Annotated in this window: 19 protein-coding genes; 13 read left to right on the top strand and 6 right to left on the bottom strand. The window is 60.4% G+C overall.

Annotated features, from left to right (window positions below):
- Nucleotides 1-2: 2 nt before the first annotated feature.
- The 9 genes from F8N43_RS05325 (at nt 3) to F8N43_RS05280 (ending at nt 9,115) form a co-directional block, all read left to right on the top strand.
- Nucleotides 3-329, top strand: coding sequence for a DUF2934 domain-containing protein (locus F8N43_RS05325; protein ID WP_150633666.1), 327 nt, complete (start codon nt 3-5; stop codon nt 327-329).
- A gap of 258 nt (nt 330-587) precedes the next feature.
- Complete coding sequence (glgX, locus tag F8N43_RS05320) at nt 588-2,747, top strand: glycogen debranching protein GlgX (RefSeq protein WP_150633665.1); 2,160 nt, start codon at nt 588-590, stop codon at nt 2,745-2,747.
- 1 nt (nt 2,748) lies between these two features.
- On the top strand, nt 2,749-3,738 hold the full coding sequence (locus F8N43_RS05315) for an acyl-CoA dehydrogenase (RefSeq protein WP_150633675.1): 990 nt from the start codon (nt 2,749-2,751) through the stop codon (nt 3,736-3,738).
- Nucleotides 3,735-4,493 (top strand): PIG-L deacetylase family protein, encoded by a 759-nt coding sequence (locus F8N43_RS05310; RefSeq protein WP_150633664.1) that lies wholly within the window; start codon nt 3,735-3,737, stop codon nt 4,491-4,493. Before F8N43_RS05315 ends, F8N43_RS05310 begins: the two co-directional genes overlap by 4 nt.
- Entirely contained in the window at nt 4,490-5,089 is a 600-nt protein-coding gene (locus F8N43_RS05305; RefSeq protein ID WP_150633663.1) for an SAM-dependent methyltransferase, read from the top strand. The genes F8N43_RS05310 and F8N43_RS05305 overlap by 4 nt, the downstream gene beginning before the upstream one ends.
- Nucleotides 5,086-5,745: a glycosyltransferase gene (locus tag F8N43_RS05300; protein WP_150633662.1), complete on the top strand. Its 660-nt coding sequence runs from the start codon at nt 5,086-5,088 to the stop codon at nt 5,743-5,745. The genes F8N43_RS05305 and F8N43_RS05300 overlap by 4 nt, the downstream gene beginning before the upstream one ends.
- 122 nt (nt 5,746-5,867) lie before the next feature.
- Complete coding sequence (locus tag F8N43_RS05295) at nt 5,868-6,626, top strand: PIG-L deacetylase family protein (RefSeq protein ID WP_150633661.1); 759 nt, start codon at nt 5,868-5,870, stop codon at nt 6,624-6,626.
- Nucleotides 6,627-6,829: 203 nt separating this feature from the next.
- Nucleotides 6,830-7,630, top strand: a complete 801-nt coding sequence (locus tag F8N43_RS05285) for an endonuclease/exonuclease/phosphatase family protein (RefSeq protein WP_150633659.1) — start codon at nt 6,830-6,832, stop codon at nt 7,628-7,630.
- Between the two features lie 417 nt (nt 7,631-8,047).
- Nucleotides 8,048-9,115, top strand: coding sequence for an autotransporter outer membrane beta-barrel domain-containing protein (locus F8N43_RS05280; RefSeq protein ID WP_150653329.1), 1,068 nt, complete (start codon nt 8,048-8,050; stop codon nt 9,113-9,115).
- 127 nt (nt 9,116-9,242) lie between these two features.
- Here the strand turns inward: F8N43_RS05280 and glgB are convergent, their stop codons facing one another.
- The 3 genes from glgB to F8N43_RS05260 form a co-directional block, all read right to left on the bottom strand.
- Nucleotides 9,243-11,474, bottom strand: coding sequence for a 1,4-alpha-glucan branching protein GlgB (glgB, locus tag F8N43_RS05275; RefSeq protein WP_150653328.1), 2,232 nt, complete (start codon nt 11,472-11,474; stop codon nt 9,243-9,245).
- Between the two features lie 2 nt (nt 11,475-11,476).
- Nucleotides 11,477-14,818, bottom strand: coding sequence for a maltose alpha-D-glucosyltransferase (gene treS / locus F8N43_RS05270; RefSeq protein ID WP_150653327.1), 3,342 nt, complete (start codon nt 14,816-14,818; stop codon nt 11,477-11,479).
- Nucleotides 14,819-14,965: 147 nt separating this feature from the next.
- Nucleotides 14,966-16,960: an alpha-1,4-glucan--maltose-1-phosphate maltosyltransferase gene (locus tag F8N43_RS05260; RefSeq protein WP_150639161.1), complete on the bottom strand. Its 1,995-nt coding sequence runs from the start codon at nt 16,958-16,960 to the stop codon at nt 14,966-14,968.
- Nucleotides 16,961-17,176: 216 nt separating this feature from the next.
- On the opposite strand from F8N43_RS05260, the gene F8N43_RS29310 reads away from it, so the two are divergent.
- Complete coding sequence (locus tag F8N43_RS29310) at nt 17,177-17,344, top strand: hypothetical protein (RefSeq protein WP_167362929.1); 168 nt, start codon at nt 17,177-17,179, stop codon at nt 17,342-17,344.
- 560 nt (nt 17,345-17,904) lie between these two features.
- On the opposite strand, the gene F8N43_RS05255 is transcribed toward F8N43_RS29310, so the two are convergent.
- On the bottom strand, nt 17,905-18,414 hold the full coding sequence (locus tag F8N43_RS05255; protein WP_150633654.1) for an MgtC/SapB family protein: 510 nt from the start codon (nt 18,412-18,414) through the stop codon (nt 17,905-17,907).
- A 122-nt stretch (nt 18,415-18,536) separates the two neighbouring features.
- On the opposite strand from F8N43_RS05255, the gene F8N43_RS05250 reads away from it, so the two are divergent.
- The 3 genes from F8N43_RS05250 to mapR all read left to right on the top strand — a co-directional run bounded on the left by F8N43_RS05250 (nt 18,537) and on the right by mapR (nt 21,923).
- Nucleotides 18,537-18,770, top strand: coding sequence for a DUF3203 family protein (locus F8N43_RS05250; protein WP_150633653.1), 234 nt, complete (start codon nt 18,537-18,539; stop codon nt 18,768-18,770).
- 195 nt (nt 18,771-18,965) lie between these two features.
- A complete protein-coding gene (gene ccoG / locus F8N43_RS05245; RefSeq protein WP_150633652.1) occupies nt 18,966-20,393 on the top strand; it encodes a cytochrome c oxidase accessory protein CcoG in 1,428 nt (475 codons plus the stop codon).
- 120 nt (nt 20,394-20,513) lie between these two features.
- The gene (gene mapR / locus F8N43_RS05240) at nt 20,514-21,923 is read left to right on the top strand and encodes a GntR family transcriptional regulator MpaR (protein ID WP_150653325.1); all 1,410 of its coding nucleotides are present in this window, start codon (nt 20,514-20,516) and stop codon (nt 21,921-21,923) included.
- Nucleotides 21,924-22,038: 115 nt separating this feature from the next.
- Here mapR and F8N43_RS05235 read toward each other — a convergent pair whose 3' ends face one another.
- Together F8N43_RS05235 and F8N43_RS05230 are read right to left on the bottom strand one after the other, a co-directional pair.
- Nucleotides 22,039-22,785, bottom strand: coding sequence for an SDR family oxidoreductase (locus F8N43_RS05235; protein ID WP_150633650.1), 747 nt, complete (start codon nt 22,783-22,785; stop codon nt 22,039-22,041).
- A gap of 153 nt (nt 22,786-22,938) precedes the next feature.
- A complete protein-coding gene (locus tag F8N43_RS05230; protein ID WP_150653324.1) occupies nt 22,939-25,020 on the bottom strand; it encodes a putative bifunctional diguanylate cyclase/phosphodiesterase in 2,082 nt (693 codons plus the stop codon).
- Nucleotides 25,021-25,031 lie beyond the last annotated feature (11 nt).

Raw genomic sequence — 25,031 nt, 5'->3', positions numbered from 1 at the left:
CGATGAGTACCGACGATAAACGCATCCGCGAATTTGCCTATCAGATCTGGGAATCGGAAGGAAAACCCGAGGGTCATGAAGCCCGGCACTGGGAGATGGCTCGCAAACTGGCGGAAGCCGAAGCTTTGGCCCCCAGTAAATCGCCCAAGGCGGCCGGCAGCAAAACGGCAGGCACCAAACCTGCCGTCAGCAAAACCGCCAACGGCAAGGCTGGCGAGCCGAAAACCAAAGCCAAGGCAAAACCCGTCGCGGCGGCAAAGGTGATCCCGCCCGGGGAGAAATCCACCGAGAAGAAACCTCGCGCAGCGCGTAAACCGCCTGCGGTCTGACACTTCCCGGCACTGTCCTGACTGAAACTCGTGGCGAGTCCCCTCTCGCCACCGTGGGCTCGCTTGCCCACGATAATCTGCTCTTGTGGGAGCGAGCCTGCTCGCGATGGACGTTAACGACAACGCGTTTTTTACTGATTGAACGCATCGCTCTTGAGTCCATCGCGAGCAGGCTCGCTCCCACAAAGTGCGAAGCAGCTATCGGATAACTGACTGGCCCTGGCCACGCAGCGTCCCCCCCTTTTTGCAGGAGCATCTATGACCAGTCCCAAAAAAGCCGCGCCAGAACCTCAAGCCGAGGCATCGCGAATCCGTGAAGGTCTGCCCTTCCCGCTGGGCGCCACCTGGGATGGCCTGGGGGTCAACTTCGCTTTGTTTTCCGCCAACGCCACCAAGGTCGAACTGTGCATTTTCGATGATGCCGGCGAAGTTGAACTGGAGCGCATCGAACTGCCGGAATACACCGACGAGATCTACCACGGCTACCTGCCCGACGCCCATCCGGGGATGATTTACGGCTATCGTGTCTATGGCGCCTATGACCCGAAAAACGGTCATCGTTTCAACCACAACAAACTGCTGATCGACCCCTACGCCAAACAACTGGTCGGCCAGTTGAAATGGTCCGAAGCACTGTTCGGCTACACCATCGGCCACCCCGACGCCGACCTCAGTTTCGACGAACGCGACAGTGCGCCGTTCGTGCCCAAATGCAAGGTGATCGACCCGGCACACACCTGGGGCCACGACCATCGCGTCAGCGTGCCGTGGGACAAGACGATCATTTACGAAACGCATGTGCGCGGCATCAGCATGCGTCACCCGTCCGTCCCCGAGAACGTGCGTGGCACCTTCGCCGGGTTGATGGTCGATGACGTGCTGGAACACATCCGCAAGCTCGGGGTGTCGAGTGTGGAGTTGCTGCCGATTCACGCGTTTGTGAATGACCAGCACTTGCTGCACAAAGGCATGACCAATTACTGGGGTTACAACAGCATTGCGTTTTTCGCGCCCGACCCGCGCTACCTGGCCAGCGGCAAGATCGCCGAGTTCAAGGAGATGGTCGCGCACCTGCACGAGGCCAATCTGGAAGTGATCCTCGACGTGGTCTACAACCACACCGCCGAGGGCAACGAACAAGGCCCGACGCTGTCCATGCGCGGCATCGACAACGCCTCCTACTACCGCTTGATGCCCGACGACAAGCGTTTCTACATCAACGATTCCGGCACCGGCAACACCCTGGACCTGAGTCACCCGTGCGTGCTGCAAATGGTCACTGACTCCCTGCGCTACTGGGCCACGGAAATGCATGTCGACGGTTTCCGCTTTGACCTGGCGACCATTCTCGGGCGCTACCACGACGGGTTCGACGAACGTCACAGTTTCCTCGTTGCCTGCCGCCAGGACCCGGTGCTGCGCCAGGTAAAAATGATTGCCGAGCCATGGGACTGCGGTCCCGGTGGTTATCAGGTCGGTGGCTTTCCGCCGGGTTGGGTCGAGTGGAACGACAAGTTCCGCGACACGGTGCGCGCGTTCTGGAAAGGCGATGACGGCCAACTCGCCGACTTCGCCAGCCGCATGACCGCTTCCGGCGAGATGTTCAACCAGCGCGGTCGGCGCCCGTATGCGTCGATGAACTTTATCACCGCCCACGACGGTTTCACCCTCAATGACCTGGTGTCGTACAACGACAAACACAACGAAGCCAACGACGAGAACAACCAGGACGGCAGCAACAACAACCTGTCCTGGAATCACGGCGTCGAAGGCCCGACCGACGACCCTGAGATCAACGCGCTACGCCAGCGGCAGATGCGCAACTTCTTCGCCACGCTGCTGCTGTCCCAGGGCACGCCAATGCTGGTGGCCGGTGACGAGTTTGCCCGCACTCAGGAGGGCAACAACAACGCCTATTGCCAGGACAGCGAGATCGGCTGGGTCAATTGGGACCTGAGCGAGGACGGCAAGGCCTTGCTGAAGTTCGTCAAGCGCCTGATCAAGTTGCGCCTGGCCTACCCGATCCTGCGTCGCGGACGCTTCCTGGTGGGCAATTACAACGAGGACATCGGGGTCAAGGACGTCACCTGGCTGGCGCCGGATGGCAGCGAAATGAGCATCGAACAATGGGAGGAAGCACACGGCAAATGCCTCGGCATGTTGCTCGATGGCCGCGCCCAGGAAACCGGGATTCGTCGCAAGGGCGGTGATGCCACCTTATTGTTGGTGGTCAACGCGCACCACGACATCGTCAACTTCACCCTGCCGGAAGTGCCGGATGGCGGGTTCTGGACCTGCATGATCGACACCAATCAACCGTCGATCCGCGGCCAGGAACGTTTTGAGTTCGGCCACGAATATTCGGTCACAGGCCGGTCGCTGCTGCTGTTCGAACTGCAGCATGAGGAAGAAGAGTGAAATGGACCTCGAGGCGTTTCTTCATCACCAGGCACCGGACTACACCGACACTCAGGCATTAGGTCGGTGCCTGCGGGCGTTGGTTGACGCAGGTCTCGATCAGCTGCCACTGCCTGGCAGCGGTCGGACGCTGGAACGGTTCCAGCGATTGGCCGACGTCGGCGGGCATGATCTGGGGTTGTGCAAGTTGTACGAAGGGCATACCGATGCCTTGGCGATCATTCAACAACTTGGCGGTTCGCCCACGCCTTCCAGCACGTGGGGGATGTGGGCCGCCGAACCGCCGGATGCGCGGGTGCGGGTCAGTTCTCAAGGTCAGAGGATTGAACTCAATGGCCGCAAGGCGTGGTGCTCGGGCGCGGCGGTGCTTAGCCACGCCTTGCTCACCGCGTGGGATGACCGGGATCGTCAGCAATTGGTGGCAGTGGCGCTGGATCAGCCGGGCGTGATCGTCACTGGTCACGGTTGGCAAGCCGTGGGTATGGGCGCGACCGGCAGCGTCGAGGTGCTGTTTGAAGGCGCCGAAGCACAGGCCATCGGCAATCCCGGCGACTACCTGCACCGCCCCGGTTTCTGGCAAGGCGGGATCGGCATTGCGGCGTGCTGGTATGGCGCGGCACAAAGCCTCGCAGAGCGATTGCGCGGTCACTGCGCGCATCACCAGGAACCGCATGCCCTCGCCCACTTGGGCGCCGTTGACAGCGCGTTACAGGCCGCTGCGGCAGTTTTGCGCATCAGCGCGTTGACCCTTGATGCCGCGCCACTCGACGATGCCGAACTGCTGGCTCGCCGCACCCGCGCGGTGGTCGAGAACAGCGTCGAACAGGTGATTCAGCATGTGGGCCACGCCCTCGGTGCTGGCGCTTATTGCAAGGATCGGCAGTTCGCCCGACTGATCGCCGACCTGCCGGTGTTTCTGCGCCAGAGCCACGCCGAACGCGACCTCGCGGCCCTCGGCGAACAGGTCATTAACGGAACATGGACGTTATGAAAACCAACCCCATCGTCGGCCAGGGCACGCCGTTGCATCTGTGGCAAACCTCCAGGCAGCTGGCGCAATTACCGGCGATCGACATTCTGGATCTGGTGCCTGAGGGCTCCCGTGCGGTGATCATCGCCCCTCACCCGGACGACGAAGTGCTCGGCTGCGGCGGTTTTCTGCAATTGCTCGCCGCTGCCGGCCGCCCGCTGCAACTGATCTCGGTCACCGACGGCAGCGCCAGTCATCCCGGCTCTCGACGCTGGCCGGTCGAGCGCCTGAGCGCGGTCCGTCCGCAGGAGTCGGTCGAAGCGCTGCGTCGCCTCGGTATGCCCTTGCACAGCCTGAAATGGCTGCGCGGCGGGTTCGCCGACAGTCGCGTCGCGGCGCGGGAAAGCGCATTGATCGAATTCATAGAACGTCATCTGCGCGCCAACGACGTGGTCTTCACCACGTGGCGCGAAGACGGTCATTGCGACCATGAGGCGGTCGGTCGTGCCAGCGCCGAGGCGGCGAAACGCGTCGGCGCGCGCGTGCATGAGCTACCGGTCTGGACGTGGCACTGGGCAACCCCTGAAGACAGTTCCCTGCCCTGGCACCGGGCGCGGAAGATTCTGTTGAGTCCGCCACTGGTCGCGCGAAAGCGGCACGCGATTCACGCCTTCGCCAGCCAGTTGGAAGGCGACCCGCGCATTGGCTTGCCGCCGGTGCTGGCGCCGTATGTGCTGGAACGTTTGCTGCAACCCTTCGAAGTGGTGTTTCTATGAGTGTCGAGGATCGTTATTTCGACGGATTGTTTGCCGGGAATGATGACCCCTGGGCCTTTCGTCAGCGCTGGTACGAACAACGCAAACGCGCAATCACCCTCGCCGCGTTACCCCGGCCTCGCTATCGTGCGATCTTCGAGCCCGGTTGCGCCAACGGCGAACTCAGCGCCGAGCTGGCCACCCGCTGCGATCGTCTGTTGTGTTGCGACACCGCAATGGCTGCCGTATCGCTGGCGCGCACGCGCCTGAGCCTGTTCGAGCACGCAGAAGTCCGCCAAAGCCGCTTGCCGGACGATTGGCCAAACGAACAGTTCGACCTGATTGTGCTCAGCGAGGTCGGCTATTACCTGGATGCCGACGACCTCAAACACCTGATCGAGCACATCACACAATCACTGACCGCTGACGGCCAATTGCTCTCCTGCCACTGGCGCCCGCCGATCGAAGGCTGTCCGCTGAATGCCCGTCAGGTCCATGACTTGCTCCACGAGCATTTGCACCTGCCGCGCCTGGTCCTGCATCAGGAAGCCGATTTTCTGCTGGAGCTGTGGAGCCGCGAACCGCGCTCCGTGGCGGCTCTGGAGGGTTTGCGATGATTGGCATTCTGATCCCGGCGCACAACGAAGAAGCCTTGCTCGAAGACTGCCTGCAAGCCGCCCTGCGCGCCGCGCAACATGAGCTGTTGGGCGGTGAAACGGTCGAGGTGCTGGTGGTGCTCGACAGTTGCACCGATCGATCGTCAGACATCGTTGGCCGTTACCCGGTCCACTGCCTGCACATCGACGCGCGCAATGTCGGTCAGGCCCGCGCCGCCGGGGCGCGATTTCTGCTGGATCGCGGGGTGCGCTGGATATCCTGCTCCGACGCCGACAGCCGGGTGGCCCACGACTGGCTGGTGGCGCAACTGTCGCTCGATGCCGACGCGGTGTGCGGCACTGTCACCGTGGACGCGTGGCATGAGTCGTTCGATGAGTCGGCGCAGATTCGCTATCACCAACACTATCAGGCCCGTGACGGCCATCGGCATGTGCACGGCGCCAATCTGGGCATCAGCGCCGAGGCCTATAGGCGTGCCGGTGGTTTTAATCCGTTGGCGTGCAATGAAGACGTGCAACTGGTGCGGCAACTGGAACGTTGCGGCGCGACGATCGCCTGGAGCCACCGACCACAGGTGCTGACCAGCGCCAGGCTCGACAGTCGGGCGCGAGGCGGTTTCGGTGACTATTTGCGCGATTTGGCTCAACCTGGATAAAAATGAGCACCGGTGGGAACATCGACGCGACGAATAGCGTGACTTGAGCAATACTCTGTTCGCGGCAATCCAGGGTTCGGAGAGCGGCACATTGCTATCAACCAGAACAAGGACGTAGCCCGATGAAACCTGTTTCCATCAGCGACAACAGCCTGGCAGCGCAGATCTGGAACAACGCGCCTCAGCTGGACAACATTCCCGTCATCAACACCCAGACCCTGGTCCCGCCCGGCGCGCGCGCCGTGGTGATCGCGCCGCATCCCGGCGATGAAGTCGTGACCTGCGGCGGACTCCTGCAATTACTCAGCACGCTGGGCCATCCCCTGCAATTGATCTCGATCACCGACGGCAGCGCCAGCCATCCGGGGTCGCAGCAGTGGTCGGAGAAACGCCTCAGTGTGTTTCGTCCCCAGGAAAGCGTTGAAGCCTTGCGCCGCCTCGGTTTGCCGATGCACAGCCTGAAGTGGATTCGCGGAGGTTTCACCGACAACGCCTTGGCCGAGCGCGAGCTTCAAGTGACTCAATTCATCGCACGGTACTTGCGGCCCGGTGACGTGGTGTTCAGCACCTGGTGCGAGGACGGCAATGTCGACCACGACGCTGTCGGCCGCGCCAGTGCCAAAGCCGCCGCCTCGGTCGGTGTGGCATTTAACGAAGTGCCCGTCTGGGCATGGCACTGGCCCGCGCGTGATCGAGGACTGATCCCGTGGCATCGCGCCCGCAAGATCCGCCTCGACACCTGGACCGTCGCACGCAAAAGCCACGCCACCCACGCCTACGCCAGCCAGCTCGACGGCGAACCCGCCATCGGCATCGCCCCGCTGCTACCCCGAGTGCTGCTGGAGCGCATGCGGTTGCCGTATGAAATCGTCTTCGTCTGAACCAACCCCTCCTGTATGGGCCGGCTTGCCGGCGATGAGACCCTTGAGCCTTGCGCTATTCTTGAGTACACCATCGCCGGCAAGTCGGATCGCCGCACCGTAGCGTCTGTGGATGGCAATGCCGAGGGCACTGTCGCTCAAACTGAACTGCCCGCCCCCACATCAGTCGCATACCTAAGCAAGCCTGATTCAGAGGAGTGAAAGTGACCAGTGATTCCAAGCGCCAGACCGTCGAATCGACGCCATTGAACACGCCGCCGGCGATTCATCGACTCAGAGTGCTGACGGTCAACACCCACAAGGGTTTCACCGCGCTCAACCGGCGCTTCATTCTCCCGGAGCTGCGTGAAGCGGTGCGCAGTACGTCCGCCGACCTGGTGTTCCTGCAGGAAGTCGTCGGCGAACACGAACGTCATTCTTCCCGTCTCAACAACTGGCCGCAGACCTCTCAATACGAGTTCCTGGCCGACAGCATGTGGAGCGATTTCGCCTACGGCCGCAATGCGGTCTACCCCAACGGTCACCACGGCAATGCGCTGCTGTCGAAATACCCGATCCGTGAATACCGCAACCTCGACGTCTCGATCACCGGCCCCGAACGCCGTGGCCTGCTGCATTGCATTCTCGACGTACCCGGACACGCCGAAGTCCACGCGATTTGCGTGCACCTGAGTCTGCTGGAAAGTCATCGCCAGTTGCAGCTCCAGTTACTCTGCCAACTGCTCGAATCACTGCCCGACGATGCACCGGTGATCATCGCCGGCGACTTCAACGACTGGCAGTTGCAAGGCAACGCCGCCCTCGCCCGTCACGACTATCTGCACGAAGCCTTCGAGCGCCACCATGGTCGTCCGGCAAAAACCTACCCTGCACGGTTTCCATTACTGCGCCTGGACCGGATTTATCTGCGCAATGCCAGCAGCCATGAACCGCGGATATTGGGCAGCAGGCCGTGGACGCATCTATCGGATCATTTGCCGTTGGCGGTGGAAGTGCATCTTTGAGGTTTCAGGGTTGATCCGTTGAGCATCATTGATATTGACAGTAATGTTCAACGAGATGTTATCGGCAATCTCGCCGCTCACATCGTTTTTTGGACCGACTGTCGGCTGCTTGAACACTTCTGGGGCAGTGCTTCCACGATGATTTTTCGTACAAACAAGAACTTATATAACCGCGAAAAAACAATCAGTTGCATAGGCTAAATTAGTCATACCGCTTATCGTTCATTTTCTTGACGCAACGCCATCAGTCTTCTTAGCTTCACCTTACTACCCCCGGAAGTAACACCTGAGGCAAACCATCAGACACCCGTGAAAACGGGCGGGTCAAGGCTTGCCCCACGCCATTCGGTCGCCCCTCATTCGGGGTAGGAGAGACGCCAGAGCGAGATACCGCATGCGACAGCAAGGTAGACCTCCATGAAAACTTCATTCACCCAACAAGAGATCAAAGTTACTTTTTGCACTGTCTCGAGTTCGCTCCTGCTGTGCTCATCCATGGAAGTGCAGGCCTCGCCTGCCGAGGAAGAAACAACCCCCTGGTATGACCAGGAGGTCCCGGTGCTTACCTTGCCCGCTCTCGCTACCACCTATCCCGGCCGCTTCAACGCCAATCCTGATTTGCGAAGTTCACGCCTGACCATCGAAGACGCTGCGCCGTCAGCCTGGGATCAGCTTTATGGACAGGCATCGCGTCAGGCACAATCCGATTATCTGTCCCAGGGATTCAGCATTCCTGGCGCCCACGAATTCAAAGGCCCGGCGATCCTCACCCTACAAAGCGGCAGCGGCCATACCCAGCAGGTCGGGCTGATCGGCGGCGTGAGCCAGTTTCAAGGCAACAGCAACGGCCTGCTGACCAATCGCGCCCTTGCCGCCCCCGCCACCGACACCCTCAACCTGCAAGGCCAGAGCCTCGGCGCCTATTGGAGCCTGACCGGCCCACAGGGCTGGCACGTGGATTTGACGGCCAGTGGGGGGCGGGTCAACGGCTTCAGCCGCAATGAACAGGGCGCCCGACAAGCCACCGAAGGCAGCGCGGTCACCTTCTCGGTGGAAGGTGGCTTCCCGATTGGTCTGGGCGACAACTGGGTGGTCGAACCCCAGGCGCAGTTGATCAATCAGCGCATCACCCTTGACACCCCGTCCGCCGGCTCCGGCAATGCATCGTCCAGCGACCTGACGTCCTGGAGCGGCCGGGTCGGTGCGCGGTTGAAAGGTAGCTACGACATCAACGGCCTCGGGGTCGAGCCGTACGTGCGGACCAACTTGTGGCACACGGTGTACACCGGCAATACCGTCACCCTGGATCAAGTCGACAAGATCAGCAGCAGCCGCAACTCATCGACAGTCGAAGTGGGTTTGGGTCTGGTGGCCAGAGTGACTCCCGCCGTGAGTCTGTACGTCAGCGCCGATTACAGCAGCGATGTGGATGAAAATGACTTGAATGGGCTGATTGGCAGCCTTGGCGTGCGGATGCGCTGGTGAGCGTCAACTTTCAAGAAATGCGTTGCCCGGGCTGACGCTATCGCGGGCAAATCGGGTCGCCACACCGCCGCTCCCACAGGTACAGCGTGATCCCTGTGGGAGCGCATGGCAGCGACGCGGTTTCAGATCAACCCTCCGGCCTCAACATCAACACCGCCAACGGTGGCAAATTCAACACCAGTGATAGCGCCTGCCCATGGCTCGCCTCTTCCTCGGTAAACGCCCCGCCGCTATTCCCATAATTCGACCCGGCATACGTCGCCGCGTCGCTGTTGATTACCTCAGTCCAGCGCCCCGCAAACGGCACGCCGATGCGATAGGCCTGGCGCGGCACCGGGGTGAAGTTCGCGACAACCAGCACCGGACGCCCGTCCTTGCTCCAGCGCAGGAACGCATAAACGCTGTTGATGGCGTCATCGCCGATCAGCCACTGGAACCCTTGCGGCGCGTCGTCCTGGTCATGCAGCGCCGGTTCTTCGCGGTACAGCCGATTCAGGTCGCCCACCAACGCCTTCACACCCTGGTGTTCCGAATATTGCAGCAAGTACCAATCCAGCTGCTGATCGTGATTCCACTCGCGCCACTGGCCAAACTCGCAGCCCATGAACAACAGTTTCTTGCCCGGATGCGCCCACATGAAGCTCAGGTAGGCGCGCAGGTTGGCGAATTTCTGCCAGCGGTCGCCGGGCATCTTGTCGATCAGCGAGTGTTTGCCATGGACCACTTCGTCGTGGGAAATCGGCAGGATGAAGCGCTCGGACCAGGCATACACCAGACCGAAACTCAGTTCGTTGTGGTGATGCGCGCGGTACACCGGATCCTGCTGGATGTAATGCAGCGAATCGTGCATCCAGCCCATGTTCCATTTGTAATCGAACCCCAGACCGCCCTGTTGCGTGCTTTGGCTCACGCCCGGCCACGCGGTGGACTCTTCGGCAATCACCAGCGCGCCGGGCGCTTCAAGGTTGACCACATCGTTGAGGTGACGCAGGAAGTCGATCGCTTCAAGGTTTTCCCGGCCGCCGTGACGGTTCGGCACCCATTCACCCGCCTTGCGCGAGTAATCGCGATACAGCATCGACGCCACCGCATCGACGCGCAGGCCATCGACATGGAAATGCTTGAGCCAGTGCAATCCCGACGCCAGCATGTAGCCGTGCACTTCGGTGCGGCCGAGGTTGTAGATCAGCGTGTCCCAATCCTGATGGAAGCCTTCCAGCGGGTTGCCGTACTCGTACAACGCGGTGCCGTCGAATTGCGCCAGACCGTGAGTATCGGTCGGGAAATGCGCCGGGACCCAATCGAGGATGACGCCGATGTCGGCCAGGTGACAGGCGTTGACGAACGCGGCGAAATCATCCGGCGAACCGTAGCGTGCGCTCGGTGCGAATTGCGAAAGCAGTTGATAGCCCCACGAACCGCCGAACGGGTGTTCCATGATCGGCATCAGTTCGATGTGGGTGAAACCCAGCTCTTTCACGTACGGGATCAACCGTTCACCCAGTTCGTGCCAGGTGTACTGGCGCGCGACTTCGCCCAGATCGTCCAGCTCGCACTGCCAGGAACCGGCGTGCAACTCGTAGATCGACAGCGGCGCGCTCGGTTGTGAACGCTCGACGCGTGCCTGCATCCACTCGTGATCCTGCCATTCAATGCTCAATGGAGAGGCGACTTTCGACGCCGTGTCCGGCGGCAACGTGGTGGCCAGCGCCATCGGGTCGGCCTTGAGCGGCAGAATGCCGTGGGTACCGAGGATCTCGTATTTATAAGCCTCGCCTGCCTGCAGGCGCGGGATGAACAGCTCCCAGACGCCGGTCGGGTGACGCAGGCGCATCGGGTGCCGACGGCCGTCCCAGTTATTGAAGTCGCCGACCACCGACACCCGTTTGGCGTTGGGTGCCCACACGGCGAAACGCACGCCGTCGACGCCCTCGACGGTTGTCAGCTGCGCACCGAGGCAACTGCTCAAGTCGCGGTGATTGCCCTCGGCGAACAGGTACAAGTCCATTTCACCCAACAAAGGACCAAAGCTGTAAGGGTCCTCGGAAACCTGTTCGCCGCCTGCCCAACGGGTGCGCAGCACATAGGGCTGCGCGCGCTCGAAATGCCCGACAAACAACCCCGGCGTCTGGGTGGCTTCCAGGCTGCCAAGTTCCTCGCCGGAGTCCTTGGACAGCACCTGCACGCTCAGCGCGTCTGGCAGATAAGCCCGAATAAATTGCCCGCCGGCGCCATCGCCATGGGGGCCGAGGATTGCAAAGGGGTCGTGATGTTCGGCGCGCACCAGGGCGTCGATGTCCCGCGATCTGGGCAGTAACGCCTCTTTAGCGTGACCCTGTTCCTTGTTCGAGAAACTCATGACTACTCTCCACCAAGATCGGAAAAGGGTTTAAGCCCACTCAATAGTCCATATAAACCGTGCAACGGCACAGGCAGCCAAGTGGGCCGATTCTCTGCCTCATAGGCCACCTCATACGCCGCTTTCTCCAGACCGAACAACGCCAGCGCGGCGTCCTCGCCTTCCGGATCTTGCCATGCATGAGCAAGACTAGCTGCCGCCAGCCGATAAGCGTCGACAAATGCCTGTTTCGCCTCATTTAAATAGCGATCCGAGACCCGTAACCGTGCTGCCTGGGCCTCGGCGGTGTTATCGACGTTGTGCACGTTGATCGCCATGGCGGCCGCGTAATCGAACGAGCGCAAGACACCGCTGACGTCCTTGTAAGGACTGTGCTTGCCGCGTCGCTCAGCCAGTGGACGTGCCGGCTCACCTTCAAAGTCGATCAGGTAAGCGTCGCCCTTGATCACCAGCACTTGCCCGAGGTGCAAGTCGCCATGGACACGAATGCGCAAACCACCGATCGCTTTTTTGCCCAGTTCCTGGACGTGGCCGAGGATGGCTTTTCTGTTGTCCAGTAAACGAGTGACCAGGGTTTTGTCCGCCGGGTTCAGTTGGTTTTGATGCTCTTTGAGCAACTTCAGCGCGTGCTCCAGTTGCGCGGCGACATCCTTGGCCGAAGCCAGGGCCTCTTTTTGCGTAGTGACTTGCGGAGCGAAGTCCGGATTGTCCGTCGGCGCTGCCAGTACCTGATGCATTTCCCCCAAGCGCTGACCAAGCATGCCGGCGAAGTCACGCAGTTCGCCGAGGGCGTTGTAGTGCTGTTCCTGCTCCGACATGGCATCGGCGAGTTCATCGCGCAATGCCCGTTCGAGGTTGTTCTGCGTCCACTCCCACGCATCGCCCTGATTGCTCAGATAGCCTTGGGCGATCATCAGCAGGTTGTCTTCGCCCTTGGCATCGCGGCGCACCACCGACCCCAGCAACGGCGAGATATTGGCGAAGCCTGCACCGGTCAGGTACGCACTCATTTCCAGTTCCGGATGCACGCCCGAGGCGACCTTGCGGATCAGCTTGAGCACCAGGCTGCTGCCGATCACCACCGAGCTGTTGGACTGTTCGGCCGACAGGTAACGCACTTCCGATTCAGCCGTCAGGCCCAGTTTGCCCAGCTCGGCAGTCGGCTCGAAACGAATCTCGCCGCCATCGGAAGGCAACACGGTGTTGTCCTGCATGCCTTGCAGGACAGCGCGAATGAAGTGTTCAAGACTGAATGCATCGGTAATCAAACCCACTTGAGGCCCGCGCCGAACCCGAGACAGCGCCAGTTGCTGCGGCAACGCGGGGCCCACCTGATCGTCCGCAATGAAGCCGAACGGCAGCTGATAACGGCTGGTCTGTCCGCCGCTGGTGACTTCGATTTCACTCAACAGCACCGGATGCAGCGCATCACCGAAGCGCACGCCGTAAGCCAGGTTGACCTTGTCGATGGACTTGTCTTTGCCGGCGAACCAGCGGCGGTTTTGCAACCAGTTCGGCAAGATGCCCTGCTCCAGCGTGTCGCGGGACGGCGCTTCAAGCAGTTCCTCCATGCGTTTCTTCAGTACCAGGGTAGTGAAGTCCGGCAGGCTTTGCGCCGGCTCGACATGCCAGCTAGGCATCTGGTTTTCTGCGGCCAGCGCAAACCAATAGAAACCATACGGTGCCAGGGTCAGGAGAAAATTCAGCTGACCAATCGGTGGGAACGCATTACCGCCGAGCATCTCAACCGGCACCATGCCGACGTAGGCCGACAGGTCCAGCTCTGCCGCTTGCGCGCTACGGGACACGTTGGCCACGCACAGGATGATCTCGTTCTTGCCGTCGGCCCCGGTAAATTCACGGGTGTAGGCCAGAATTCGACGATTGCTCGGCGACAGCATTTTCAGCGTGCCACGGCCGAAGGCCTTGGACTGCTTGCGCACCGCGAGCATGCGGCGGGTCCAGTTCAATAACGAATGCGGGTCGCCGGCCTGGGTTTCGACGTTGACCGACAGGTAACCGTATTGCGGGTCCATGATCGGTGGCAACACCAGGCTCGCCGGGTCGGCGCGGGAGAATCCGCCGTTACGGTCGATCGACCACTGCATCGGCGTACGCACGCCGTCGCGGTCGCCGAGGTAGATGTTGTCGCCCATGCCGATTTCATCGCCGTAATACATCGTCGGCGTACCAGGCATCGACAGCAGCAGGCTGTTGAGCAATTCGACGCGACGACGGTCACGCTCCATCAGCGGCGCGAGGCGACGGCGAATCCCCAGGTTGATCCGCGCTCGACGGTCGGCGGCGTAGTAATTCCACAGGTAATCGCGCTCCTTGTCGGTGACCATTTCCAGGGTCAGCTCATCGTGGTTGCGCAGGAAAATCGCCCACTGGCAGTTGGCCGGAATTTCCGGGGTCTGACGCAGAATGTCGGTGATCGGGAAGCGGTCTTCCTGGGCCAGCGCCATGTACATCCGTGGCATCAGCGGGAAGTGAAAGGCCATGTGGCATTCGTCGCCGTTCAGGCCTTTTTTATCGGTGTCACCGAAGTACAGTTGCGTATCTTCCGGCCACTGATTGGCCTCGGCGAGCAGCATGCGATCGGGGTAATTGGCGTCGATTTCGGCCCGAATCTGCTTGAGGACGTCGTGGGTCTCGGGCAGGTTTTCGTTGTTGGTGCCATCGCGTTCGATGAGGTACGGAATCGCATCCAGACGCAAACCGTCGATGCCCATGTCCAGCCAATAGCGCATCACCGACAGCACGGCTTTCATGACTTGCGGGTTATCGAAGTTCAGGTCCGGCTGGTGGGAATAGAAACGGTGCCAGAAGTACTGGCCGGCGACCGGGTCCCAGGTCCAGTTGGACTTTTCAGTGTCAAGAAAGATGATGCGGGTGCCATCGTATTTTTGATCGTCATCGGACCACACGTAAAAGTCCCGCGCCGCCGAACCGGGTTTGGCTTTACGCGCACGCTGGAACCACGCGTGCTGGTCCGAGGTGTGGTTGATGACAAGTTCGGTAATCACCCGCAAGCCGCGTTTGTGCGCTTCAGAGATAAAGCGCCTGGCATCGGCCATGGTCCCGTAATCGGGATGCACGCCGCGATATTCGGCGATGTCGTAACCGTCATCGCGCCGTGGCGACGGATAGAACGGCAACAGCCAGATGGTATTGACGCCGAGGTCGGCAATGTAATCGAGTTTGGCGATAAGGCCAGGAAAGTCGCCGATCCCGTCATTGTTGGAGTCGAAAAAAGACTTAACGTGAACCTGGTAGATCACCGCATCCTTGTACCAGAGCGGGTCCTTGATAAAGGTGGCAGCCTTGGGTTTCTTCGCCATTTGGAACTCCTGTTGAATTCGAAAAATCCGCCGGGCCTAGCCCCTCCCTGTGGGAGCGAGCCTGCTCGCGAAGACGATGTAGCAGGCGACATGGATGTTGGATGTGCTGACCCCTTGGCGAGCAGGCAGCTCCCACAGGTGCCGGGGCTAAGCCGTGATGCGCCAAATCCCGAACGGCTGATGTGCCGGGTCGATCCGCATGAACTGGTACTTGCCGTGCCAGGTCCAGCGATGACCACTCATCAAATCCTCGCCCTGGGTGCTGGCGTCGTCAGGCAAACCCATTTCCCACAGCGGCAATTCGAAATTCGCTTCCTGAACGTTATGCGGATCGAGGCTGACGGCCACCAGAATGAAATTGCTGCCATCCGCGCTGCGTTTGCCGAAATACAGAATGTTGTCATTCCAGGCGTTGTAGACCGTAAGCCCTAAATGCGTGTGCAACGCCGGGTTTTGCCGACGAATACGATTGAGTTGCGCGATTTCGGCGATGATGTTGCCAGGCGCATTGAAGTCTCTTGGACGAATCTCGTACTTCTCGGAATTGAGGTATTCCTCCTTCCCCGGCACGGGTGCGGCTTCACAGAGCTCAAACCCGGAATACATGCCCCACAACCCGGAGCCCATGGTCGCCAACGCTGCGCGGATGAGAAAACCGGCGCGTCCCGACTCATGCAAAAACGCCGGGTTTATGTCGGGGGTGTTGACGAAGAAATTCGGCCGGTAGCATTCGCGCCACGGCGACTCGTTCAACTCGGTGAAGTACGTCGACAGTTCGTACTTGGTGTTGCGCCAGGTGAAGTAGGTGTAGCTCTGCGAGTAACCGACCTTGCCCAGACGCGCCATCATTGCCGGCGTGGTAAAGGCTTCGGCGAGGAAGATCACTTCCGGGTACAGCGCCCGTACATCGGCGATCAGCCATTGCCAGAACGGCAGCGGCTTGGTGTGGGGGTTATCGACGCGAAAGATCTTCACGCCCTCCTCGACCCAGCCGACCACGATGTCGCGCAATTCGACCCAGAGGCTAGGAATCGCGTCAGCGGCATAGAAGTCGACGTTGACGATGTCCTGATACTTCTTCGGCGGGTTCTCGGCGTATTTGATCGTGCCGTCCGGACGCCAGTTGAACCAGCCGGGATGCTGTTTGAGCCACGGATGATCCTGGGAACACTGGATGGCGAAGTCGAGTGCGATTTCCAGGCCATGGTCGGCGGCTGCGGCAACCAGCCGACGAAAGTCTTCGCGGGTGCCCAGTTCCGAGTGGATCGCCTCATGCCCGCCCTCTTCGCTGCCAATGGCATACGGGCTGCCCGGATCGTCAGGGCCGGCGGTGAGGGAGTTGTTCGGGCCTTTGCGGTAGCTGCGTCCGATCGGGTGGATCGGCGGAAAGTACAGCACGTCAAAACCCATGTCCTGAATCATCGGCAGCCGCGAATGCACGTCGTTAAAAGTGCCATGACGGGCCGGATCGTCGGTGATCGAGCGCGGAAACAACTCATACCAACTGGCGAACTGCGCGATCTCACGTTCGACGTCCAGCGGATACTCGGGGCTGAGGCTCAAATAGGCGCGGTGATCGGCCTGAGCCATCAGATCAGCGCTGCGATGGTGCAGAAACAGCGCCACCTGCTCGATTTCGAGCAACCCGGCCAGTTCGTGGTGCAGCGCTGCCAACGCTTCACTCAGTTGACCTTCGGAGCGTTCGGCTGCCTGTTGAACCAGGGTGCGACCTTCCTGCAACTCAAGACTGACGGGCACCCGGGCCGAGTGCTTCTTCTCCAGCTCATAGCAGAAGCTGGCGAACTGATCGATCCAGGCCTCAATGCAGAACACATAACGGCCCTGACGCGCGACGCGGAATTGGCCTTGATACCCGTTATTGCCCAGCTCACCCATGACTTCGCTTTGCCAGGCGTCATCATCGGCAGCACGCCAGCGAACCCGAACGGCCAGTTTGTCGTGCCCGTCGGCGAAGACTTTACTCGTGACCACCACGTCTTGTCCGATCACGGCCTTAACGGCGAATTGCCCGCCATCAAGGGTCGGCATGGTGTTTTCAATGGCGATGCGCGGCAGCAACAAGGCCTGCGACAGCGGCATATGAGGGTTGTAGTTCAGCTCTGTCGGTTTTTCTGCAGTCATCGAGCATCTCTCCTTTACGCCCCATGGACGCTCTTGTACCTGATCGTCGTTCGCGCAAGGCCAGCGGCCCCGGAATGAACTCACTTAGGTTCCGAGCGACAGGCCTCGGTAAAGTTCACGTGGATTTGCCCGGATCTTCGGTGGAATCAATTCCTGTGCGCGGTGGTCAATCCACTTAAGCACGACTTGCGCCATCTGCCACTGGAGGCTTCAACGATGAGTATCCCAATCCCGGCCGAAACGCCTGATCCGAATATCGATAGCCCGACGATTCCACCGACTGAACCTGCGCCGGTGCCCGAGCAGGAACCGCCGGGGACCACCCCGCCACCAAGGGAAGATCCGCCGGAGACGATGCCGCCGGTGATCGTTGTGCCGGAGTGATGATGGCTCTGATGCGCCCTCGCCGCATTGTAGGAGCGAGCTTGCTCGCGAAGATCGTCAACGATAACGCCGCAAGCTTGAACCCCAACGCGAGGTCGGGCGTTTCGCGAGCACGTTCCTACAAGGTTTTTTCCCAGAACGGTGTAGTACCGATCCTGTAGTGACATTTCCCGCTATCGAATGCTTTACGAAATCCCCTTGCATGCTCTTAGATACCCCAGTCCCTTAAGCCAGAGCATCCAGCCATGTCATCAATATTTTTCAGTGTCAGCAGCTTTACAGAAAGCGTGAGCGCACAACGATCTGCGCTCAACCGTGAATCACTGAGCGACGGCTGGCCTGAAAGTGAAACTATTCAACTACGAGCTACTTTATTTCATGATCGATCGCGAGCAACCGGAAAAGGCCGTCAAGAGCTCACTCGCTCACGACATTGACCTGCGTTATCGGAGCTTCGATTTCTCCCAAAACGAGTTAGCAAATGAAAACCATTGGGACGTCCAATCGGCATTGAATATGACCGAACCTGAACCGGCATCTGAACGGGCACCTAATAGTCGCTAAGGTTTATCTTCCGAATCGCTTTTTTCGAGCATCCTCACAATCCTCGGCATCACACTAAAGATCACCAACGCCAGCAACGTACTGAATACCGCCGTCGCCTCACGCCCCAACCCGGCGGAAACACCAATGGCTGCGGTCATCCACAACCCGGCGGCGGTGGTCAGGCCTTTCACGTGGCCCTCATCGCCTTCCTGGTTTTTCAGGATGGTCCCGGCGCCGAGGAAGCCGATCCCGGCGATCACCCCTTGCACCACCCGACTCATCGCATCGGCCTGAGAGCCGGACATCTGCGGCACCAGCACAAACAGCGCGGCCCCCAGCGCCACCAGCATGTGCGTACGCACACCGGCGGCCTTGCCTTTGTGCTCGCGTTCAAAACCGAGAATCCCGCCCAACACGGCGGCTATCAACAGTCTTACCGTGATACGTGTCAATTGCGAGGCGTCGCCGATGTCGGCGAACTCCGCTTGCAGCGTCACCCAAACCTCATGCCACCAGGCGTCCATGGTGCAATCCCTGTAAATGATCGATAGAGGATGGACCGCGCCGACCATTAATCGGTTGCACAGAACGATGGCGGCGGGATGTGCCCTAACAGTTAAGACTCCGCAGAAAAAAGGACCTCTCCATGACTGTGCGCATCGAAAACCAGACTTGCTTCTTTACCACGGAGAACGGCGAAGAAATTCGTCTGTGTCCCGACGTCACCATCGTCACCGACGGCGCCAAAGCCATGTCAGCGGTGGACATCAACGGCCAGCGCATCTACATCACCGAAGCAGAAGCCGATGCATTGACCGTAGCAGGCGCCGTGGACGGTCGCCGGCATTTGAAGGCCACCGACAGTGATTCGGTGATTTGACTGACCCCGATCAACATCGCGCGCGGGCGTCTGATATAGGCGTCTGCGCCCCGTTTTGACGGGTGCATCAACTTGTCGCAGGGTGTGGTTCAACACTCATCTGATCCGCTTTTTATTGCGATACCTGAGTCTGTTATGCAAACAGATCGCCGCTCATAGTGCTCATGCCTGATGGAGGCTGATGAGCGAAAGACCATGAGCGAGAGAATCCCCGTCCGAACCGTAGAACCCGACTCATTTGTAAAAATCGAGCCTTCGCGTCCAAAGATGAAGGCCAAATCCAGCGACAACCTGATCCACACCCGTAGCTTCACCGGCCTGTACCGCACCCTGCGCATGAGCGGTGCGGGTTTTCTGTTTCTGCTGTTTTTCGGCACCGTGTGGTTGAACTGGGGCGGCCGTCAGGCAGTGCTCTGGGACCTTTCTGAAAGCAAATTCCACATCTTCGGTGCGACTTTTTGGCCGCAGGATTTCATCCTGTTGTCGGCGCTGCTGATCATTGCGGCGTTTGGCCTGTTTGCGATCACCGTGTTTGCCGGCCGTGTCTGGTGCGGCTACACCTGCCCGCAGAGCTCCTGGACCTGGATCTTCATGTGGTGCGAGAAGATCACCGAAGGTGAGCGCAACCAGCGGATCAAGCTGCAAGCCGCGCCCTGGGGTCTGAACAAACTGATGCGCCGCGCCGCCAAGCACACATTATGGCTGGCGATCAGCTTGCTGACCGGCCTGACCTTTGTTGGCTACTTCACGCCGATCCGGCCGCTGGCCGAAGAACTGCTGACCTTGCAGATCGGCGGTGTCAGCCTGTTCTGGGTGCTGTTCTTCACCGGTGCGACCTACATCAACGCCGGTTGGCTGCGCGAAGCGGTGTGCATGCACATGTGCCCGTATGCGCGGTTCCAGAGTGTGATGTTCGACAAAGACACCCTGACCATTTCCTACGACGTCGCCCGGGGCGAAAACCGTGGCCCGCGCAAACGTGACGTGAAACCTGCCGACGCCGGCCTCGGCGACTGCATCGATTGCCAACTGTGCGTGCAGGTCTGCCCGACCGGCATCGACATTCGCGATGGCTTGCAGATGGAATGCATCGGGTGCGCCGCCTGTATCGACGCCTGCGATTCGATCATGGACAAAATGGGCTATGCCCGCGGGCTGATCAGCTACACCTCGGAGCACGAGTTGCAGGGTGGCAAGACCCATCTGCTGCGGCCACGGCTGATCGGCTACACCGCGGTGTTGCTGGTGATGATCGGCGCCCTCGCCCTCGCGCTGGTGGAACGGCCGATGGTGTCGCTGGACGTCAGCAAGGACCGTGGCCTGTTCCGCGAGAACAGCCAGGGGCAGATCGAAAACATCTACAGCCTGAAAGTCATCAACAAGACCCAGCAACGTCAAGACTACCGATTGACCCTGGTCGATGGCGACGGCTTCCAGCTGCAAGGCAGGACCGAACTGAGCCTGGCCCCGGGGGAAATTGTCGACGTGCCGGTGTCCGTCGCCATGACCACGGAACGGCCGAGCAGCAGCTCGCAGAGCATCAGCTTCCAGATCGTCGACAGCGATGAGCCTGATGTTTACAGCGTGGCCAAAAGCCGGTTTGTTGCGCCGATGAACCGTTGATCCCTTAGACTGCATCGCCAGCAAGCCGGCTCCTACAGAATTGCGCAGACCTGTAGGGGCCGGTTTGCTGGCGAAGAAGCCCCCCCAATTTCTCTGCATACCGCAACGCCAGGGCACTCGATGAAACGCTACGAAAAATTCGCCGACGACATCGCTGAACTGATCCGCTCCGGCGTCCTCGGCCCTGGCCAGCGCGTGCCGTCGGTGCGCTACGCCAGCCAGACCTACGGCGTCAGCCCGTCCACGGTGTTTCAGGCTTATTACCTTCTGGAGCGCCGCGGCCTGATCCGCGCCCGCCCGCGTTCCGGCTACTTCGTCAACACCCACGCGCCGAGCCCGTTTTCAGAACCGGTGATCAGCAGCCAAGTCAACGAATCCACCGAAGTCGACGTCAGCGAACTGGTGTTCTCGGTCCTCGACTCGATCAAAGACCCCAACACCGTCCCCTTCGGCTCGGCGTTCCCCAGCCCCACCCTGTTTCCCCTGCAACGGCTGTCCCGTTCATTGGCCAGCGCCGCCCGGGACATGGATCCGCGCATGGTCGTCACCGACATGTCGCCGGGCAACCCGCAACTGCGCCGACAAATCGCCCTGCGCTACATGGTCGGCGGCCTGATGCTGCCCATGGAAGAATTGCTGATCACCAACGGCGCCCTCGAAGCGCTGAACCTGTGTCTGCAAGCCGTCACCGAACCCGGCGACCTGGTGGCCATCGAAGCTCCGGCGTTCTATGCCTGCCTGCAAATCCTCGAACGGCTGAAACTCAAAGCCGTGGAAATCCCCGTGCATCCGCGCGACGGCATCGACCTCGGCGTGCTCGCGCAAACCCTGGAACGCTACCCGATCAAGGCCTGCTGGTGCATGACCAGTTTTCAGAACCCCATGGGCGCGACCATGCCCGAGGCAAAGAAACAGGAACTGGTGGAGTTGTTGCGCAGCCATCAGGTGCCACTGATCGAAGATGACGTTTACGCCGAACTGTATTACGGGCAACAGGCGCCGAAACCGGCGAAAGCGTTCGACACCGAGGGGTTGGTGATGCATTGCGGCTCGTTCGCCAAGAGCCTCGCCCCTGGCTATCGCATTGGCTGGGTGGCTGCCGGGCGCTTTGCGCAAAAAATTGAACGGCTGAAACTCATGACCTCGCTGTGCGCCTCGATGCCGGCGCAGGCGGCCATTGCCGATTACCTGCAACATGGCGGCTATGACCGGCATCTGCGCAAACTGCGTTATGCGCTGGAAGAACAGCAGAGTGCGATGCTGGCGGCGATTGCCCGCTATTTCCCGGCGCAGACTCGCGTGAGTCAACCGGCTGGCGGCTATTTCTTGTGGCTGGAATTGCCCGCGCAGATGGATTCGTTGAAGTTGTTTCAGATGGCCTTGGCGCAAGGAATCAGCATCGCGCCGGGGCCGATCTTTTCGCCGGCGCAACGGTTCAGGAATTGTATTCGGCTGAATTATGGCAGCCCTTGGGATGAGGCTTCGGAGAAGGCGATGGAGACGTTGGGACGGATTGTGCGGTCATTCTGAGGGTTTGAGGTTGACTGTTCCGGCCCCATCGCGGGCAAGCCCCCACAGTTGACCGCGTAACCCTGTGGGGGCTTGCCCGCGATGGGGCCCGAGCCGAGACCGCACCTTTCAGAGATTAACGCCCGCCCCCAAGATCGACAAAAGTCCCGGTCGCATACGACGCCTTGTCCGACAACAGCCACACAATCGCTTCCGCCACTTCATCCGGCCGGCCACCGCGCGCCATCGGTATCGCCGATTCCAGTTTGCTGACCCGGTCCGGATCGCCGCTCAGCGCGTGGAAATCGGTGTAGATGTAGCCAGGTCGCACGGCGTTGACGCGGATACCTTCGCCGGCCACTTCCTTGGACAGGCCGATGGTAAAGGTGTCGAGCGCGCCTTTGGAGGCCGCGTAGTCGACGTATTCACTGGGGGCGCCCAAGCGTGAGGCCACCGAGGAGACGTTGACGATGCTGCCACCCTGGCCGCCATGTTTGGGCGACATGCGCAGGATCGCGTGCTTGGCGCAGAGAATCGGCGCCAGGACGTTGGTTTTGAGGATTTTCAGAATGCGAAATTCGGACATTTCGTCGACCCGGGACTTGTGCCCCACAGTGCCGGCGTTGTTGACCAGTGCGGTAACCCGGCCCAGCTCGGTGTCTACCCGGTGAAACAAGGCAATCACTTCGTCTTCGATGCTGACGTCCGCTCGGACCGCGATGGCTTGGGCGCCGAGGGCGCGGACTTGCTCGAGCACCCGGTGCGCGGCTTCTTCATCGGATTGATAGTTGATGCAGATCCGATAGCCCTGTTCGGCGGCCAACAAGGCAGTGGCGGCGCCGATGCCGCGGCTTCCACCAGTGATGACGATGACTTTGTCCATGCGAGCTGTTCCCCATTCAAGCGTAAGCAGTCGGGGGCAAGAATAACCGCCATCGGCGTTTTTTGCATGGGGTGTTGTGATGTCAGCGGGGACGCCACCGCTGGCAAGCCAGCTCCTGCATGGGACTACGCGGACCGATAACGCGATCTTGCTTCAGGCCAGCGCCAGTTCCTCTGCCCGAACTATATCGATCATGAAGCGCTCTGCCGGCAGCGGGTGCCCCAGCAGGTAACCCTGCAACGAATCGCAGCCCAGTTGAGTAAGGAAATCCTGCTGCACGTCGGTTTCCACCCCTTCGGCGACGATCCGCAAACCCAATGCCTGGCCCAGCGCGACGATGGCGGAAACGATGGCGGCGTCGTCGCTGTCCCGTTCCAGGTCGCGGACAAAACCACGGTCGATCTTCAATTCGTTGGCCGGCAAACGCTTGAGGTACATCAAACTCGAATAGCCGGTACCAAAGTCATCGATGGACAGGTCGACGCCCATCTCCGAGAGCTCATTGAGCACCATCATGCTCGCATCGGCGTCACTCATGGCGGTGGTTTCGGTGATTTCCAGGGTCAGGCTGTTGGCGGGCAAACGGTGCGTGGCCAAGGCTTTGGCGACACTCTGAACCAGGCCTGCATGGCAGAACTGCAGGGCCGAAAGGTTTACCGCGATACGCCAGTCGGTGTAGCCGAGCACATACCATTCGCGCATCTGGCGGCAGGCTTCGTTGAGCACCCATTCGCCAATCGGAATGATCAGCCCGGTCTTCTCCGCCAGTTCAATGAACTTGTCCGGCAGCATCATGCCCTGAGTCGGGTGCACCCAGCGCAACAACGCTTCGGCGCCGACCGGCCGGCCATTGCTGGCGTCGAACTTGGGTTGGTAGTAGAGGCTGAATTGTTGCTGATCCACGGCATTACGCAGGTCTTGCAGCAATTGCAGCTGTTTGCGCGCGTTGCTGTTCATCGAGGCGTCGAAGAAGCTGTAGCCGTTTTTACCCACGCCCTTGGCGTGATACATCGCCGCGTCGGCATTCATCAGCAGCTCTTCGGCCGTCTGGCCGTTGCCCGGATAGAGGGCGATGCCGACACTGGCTGAAATCTGCAAATCATGTTCGGCGACGCGGAACGAGCGCGCGATCATTGCGACCTGACGTGCCGCCAGGTTCAAGGCGTCATGTTCATCGCGCAATTGCACCAGCAAGACGAATTCGTCACCGCCGATCCGCGCCAGGGTGTCCTGGCTGCGCAGATCCTCGCGCAAGCGCAAGCCGACTTCTCGTAAGAGCAGGTCACCCATGTGGTGGCCGAAAGCATCATTGACCGGTTTGAAACCGTCCAGATCGATGAACATCAATGCAAAACAACCGCCCTGCTCCTGCACCCTCGATGTGGCCTGGTCGATGCGATCCGCCAGCAACACCCGATTCGGCAGACCGGTCAGGGGGTCGTGCAGCGCCAGTTGGGTGAGTTCGCGATTAGCTTCTGTCAGCGAGCGGGCCAATTCGGCGGTGCGAGCCTCCAGACGTGCATCGAGAATCGAGGTGAGCAAGGCAATGCTCAGCACCGCCATCGTGGTGATCAGCACCAGGCTGTCCAGGCCCTTGCCGTTCAAACCGCTGATCGCCGCGCCACAAAAACTGCCGTCGGGAAAACGCGCAGCGGCCATGGCGGTGTAGTGCATTCCAACAATGGCAATGCCCATGATCACCGCCGCGCCGCCTCGAAGCAGGCTGACATGAGGCGTGTGCCGGCGCAGGCGAAAGGCGATCCATAACGCAGCGCCCGACGCCCCGACGGCGATGAGCAGAGAGGCACTAAACAGTGTCGGGTCGTAATCGATACCCGGCTGCATGCGCATGGCGGCCATGCCGGTGTAGTGCATGGCGCTGATACCAGCGCCCATCGCCAGCGCTCCAAACCCCAGTTGCCAGCCCGGCAGTTGTGGCTGGCTGACCAGCCACAAGGCAAAGCCGCAGGACAGAATCGCGGTCAGCAGCGACAGGGCCGTCAGGGTGATGTCGTAGCCGAGGTCAATAGGCAGTTCAAACGCGAGCATGCCGATGAAATGCATCGACCACACGCCGATGCCCATCGCAAAAGCCCCGCCCACCGTCCACAAATGCACGGCCCGACCTCTGGCGGTAGCAATGCGCCCGGTCATGTCGAGCGCGGTATAGGACGCGAGAATCGCTACACAGAGCGAAATGATAACCAGCGTGGGTGAATAGCTACCGATAAGCATTGGATTTCTCG

It is taken from the genome of Pseudomonas fluorescens (genome assembly GCF_902498065.1).
GTDB lineage: Bacteria > Pseudomonadota > Gammaproteobacteria > Pseudomonadales > Pseudomonadaceae > Aquipseudomonas > Aquipseudomonas fluorescens_BJ.
This window is presented reverse-complemented; position numbering and strand designations above follow the sequence as displayed.

Bases quoted from the DNA above. Each gene is read 5' to 3' on its own strand.
- F8N43_RS05325 (WP_150633666.1), top strand. From the start codon at position 3: ATGAGTACCGACGATAAACGCATCCGCGAATTTGCCTATCAGATCTGG.
- glgX (WP_150633665.1), top strand. From the start codon at position 588: ATGACCAGTCCCAAAAAAGCCGCGCCAGAACCTCAAGCCGAGGCATCG.
- F8N43_RS05315 (WP_150633675.1), top strand. From the start codon at position 2,749: ATGGACCTCGAGGCGTTTCTTCATCACCAGGCACCGGACTACACCGAC.
- F8N43_RS05310 (WP_150633664.1), top strand. From the start codon at position 3,735: ATGAAAACCAACCCCATCGTCGGCCAGGGCACGCCGTTGCATCTGTGG.
- F8N43_RS05305 (WP_150633663.1), top strand. From the start codon at position 4,490: ATGAGTGTCGAGGATCGTTATTTCGACGGATTGTTTGCCGGGAATGAT.
- F8N43_RS05300 (WP_150633662.1), top strand. From the start codon at position 5,086: ATGATTGGCATTCTGATCCCGGCGCACAACGAAGAAGCCTTGCTCGAA.
- F8N43_RS05295 (WP_150633661.1), top strand. From the start codon at position 5,868: ATGAAACCTGTTTCCATCAGCGACAACAGCCTGGCAGCGCAGATCTGG.
- F8N43_RS05280 (WP_150653329.1), top strand. From the start codon at position 8,048: ATGAAAACTTCATTCACCCAACAAGAGATCAAAGTTACTTTTTGCACT.
- glgB (WP_150653328.1), bottom strand. From the start codon at position 11,474: ATGAGTTTCTCGAACAAGGAACAGGGTCACGCTAAAGAGGCGTTACTG.
- treS (WP_150653327.1), bottom strand. From the start codon at position 14,818: ATGGCGAAGAAACCCAAGGCTGCCACCTTTATCAAGGACCCGCTCTGG.
- F8N43_RS05260 (WP_150639161.1), bottom strand. From the start codon at position 16,960: ATGACTGCAGAAAAACCGACAGAGCTGAACTACAACCCTCATATGCCG.
- F8N43_RS29310 (WP_167362929.1), top strand. From the start codon at position 17,177: ATGAGTATCCCAATCCCGGCCGAAACGCCTGATCCGAATATCGATAGC.
- F8N43_RS05255 (WP_150633654.1), bottom strand. From the start codon at position 18,414: ATGGACGCCTGGTGGCATGAGGTTTGGGTGACGCTGCAAGCGGAGTTC.
- F8N43_RS05250 (WP_150633653.1), top strand. From the start codon at position 18,537: ATGACTGTGCGCATCGAAAACCAGACTTGCTTCTTTACCACGGAGAAC.
- ccoG (WP_150633652.1), top strand. From the start codon at position 18,966: ATGAGCGAGAGAATCCCCGTCCGAACCGTAGAACCCGACTCATTTGTA.
- mapR (WP_150653325.1), top strand. From the start codon at position 20,514: ATGAAACGCTACGAAAAATTCGCCGACGACATCGCTGAACTGATCCGC.
- F8N43_RS05235 (WP_150633650.1), bottom strand. From the start codon at position 22,785: ATGGACAAAGTCATCGTCATCACTGGTGGAAGCCGCGGCATCGGCGCC.
- F8N43_RS05230 (WP_150653324.1), bottom strand. From the start codon at position 25,020: ATGCTTATCGGTAGCTATTCACCCACGCTGGTTATCATTTCGCTCTGT.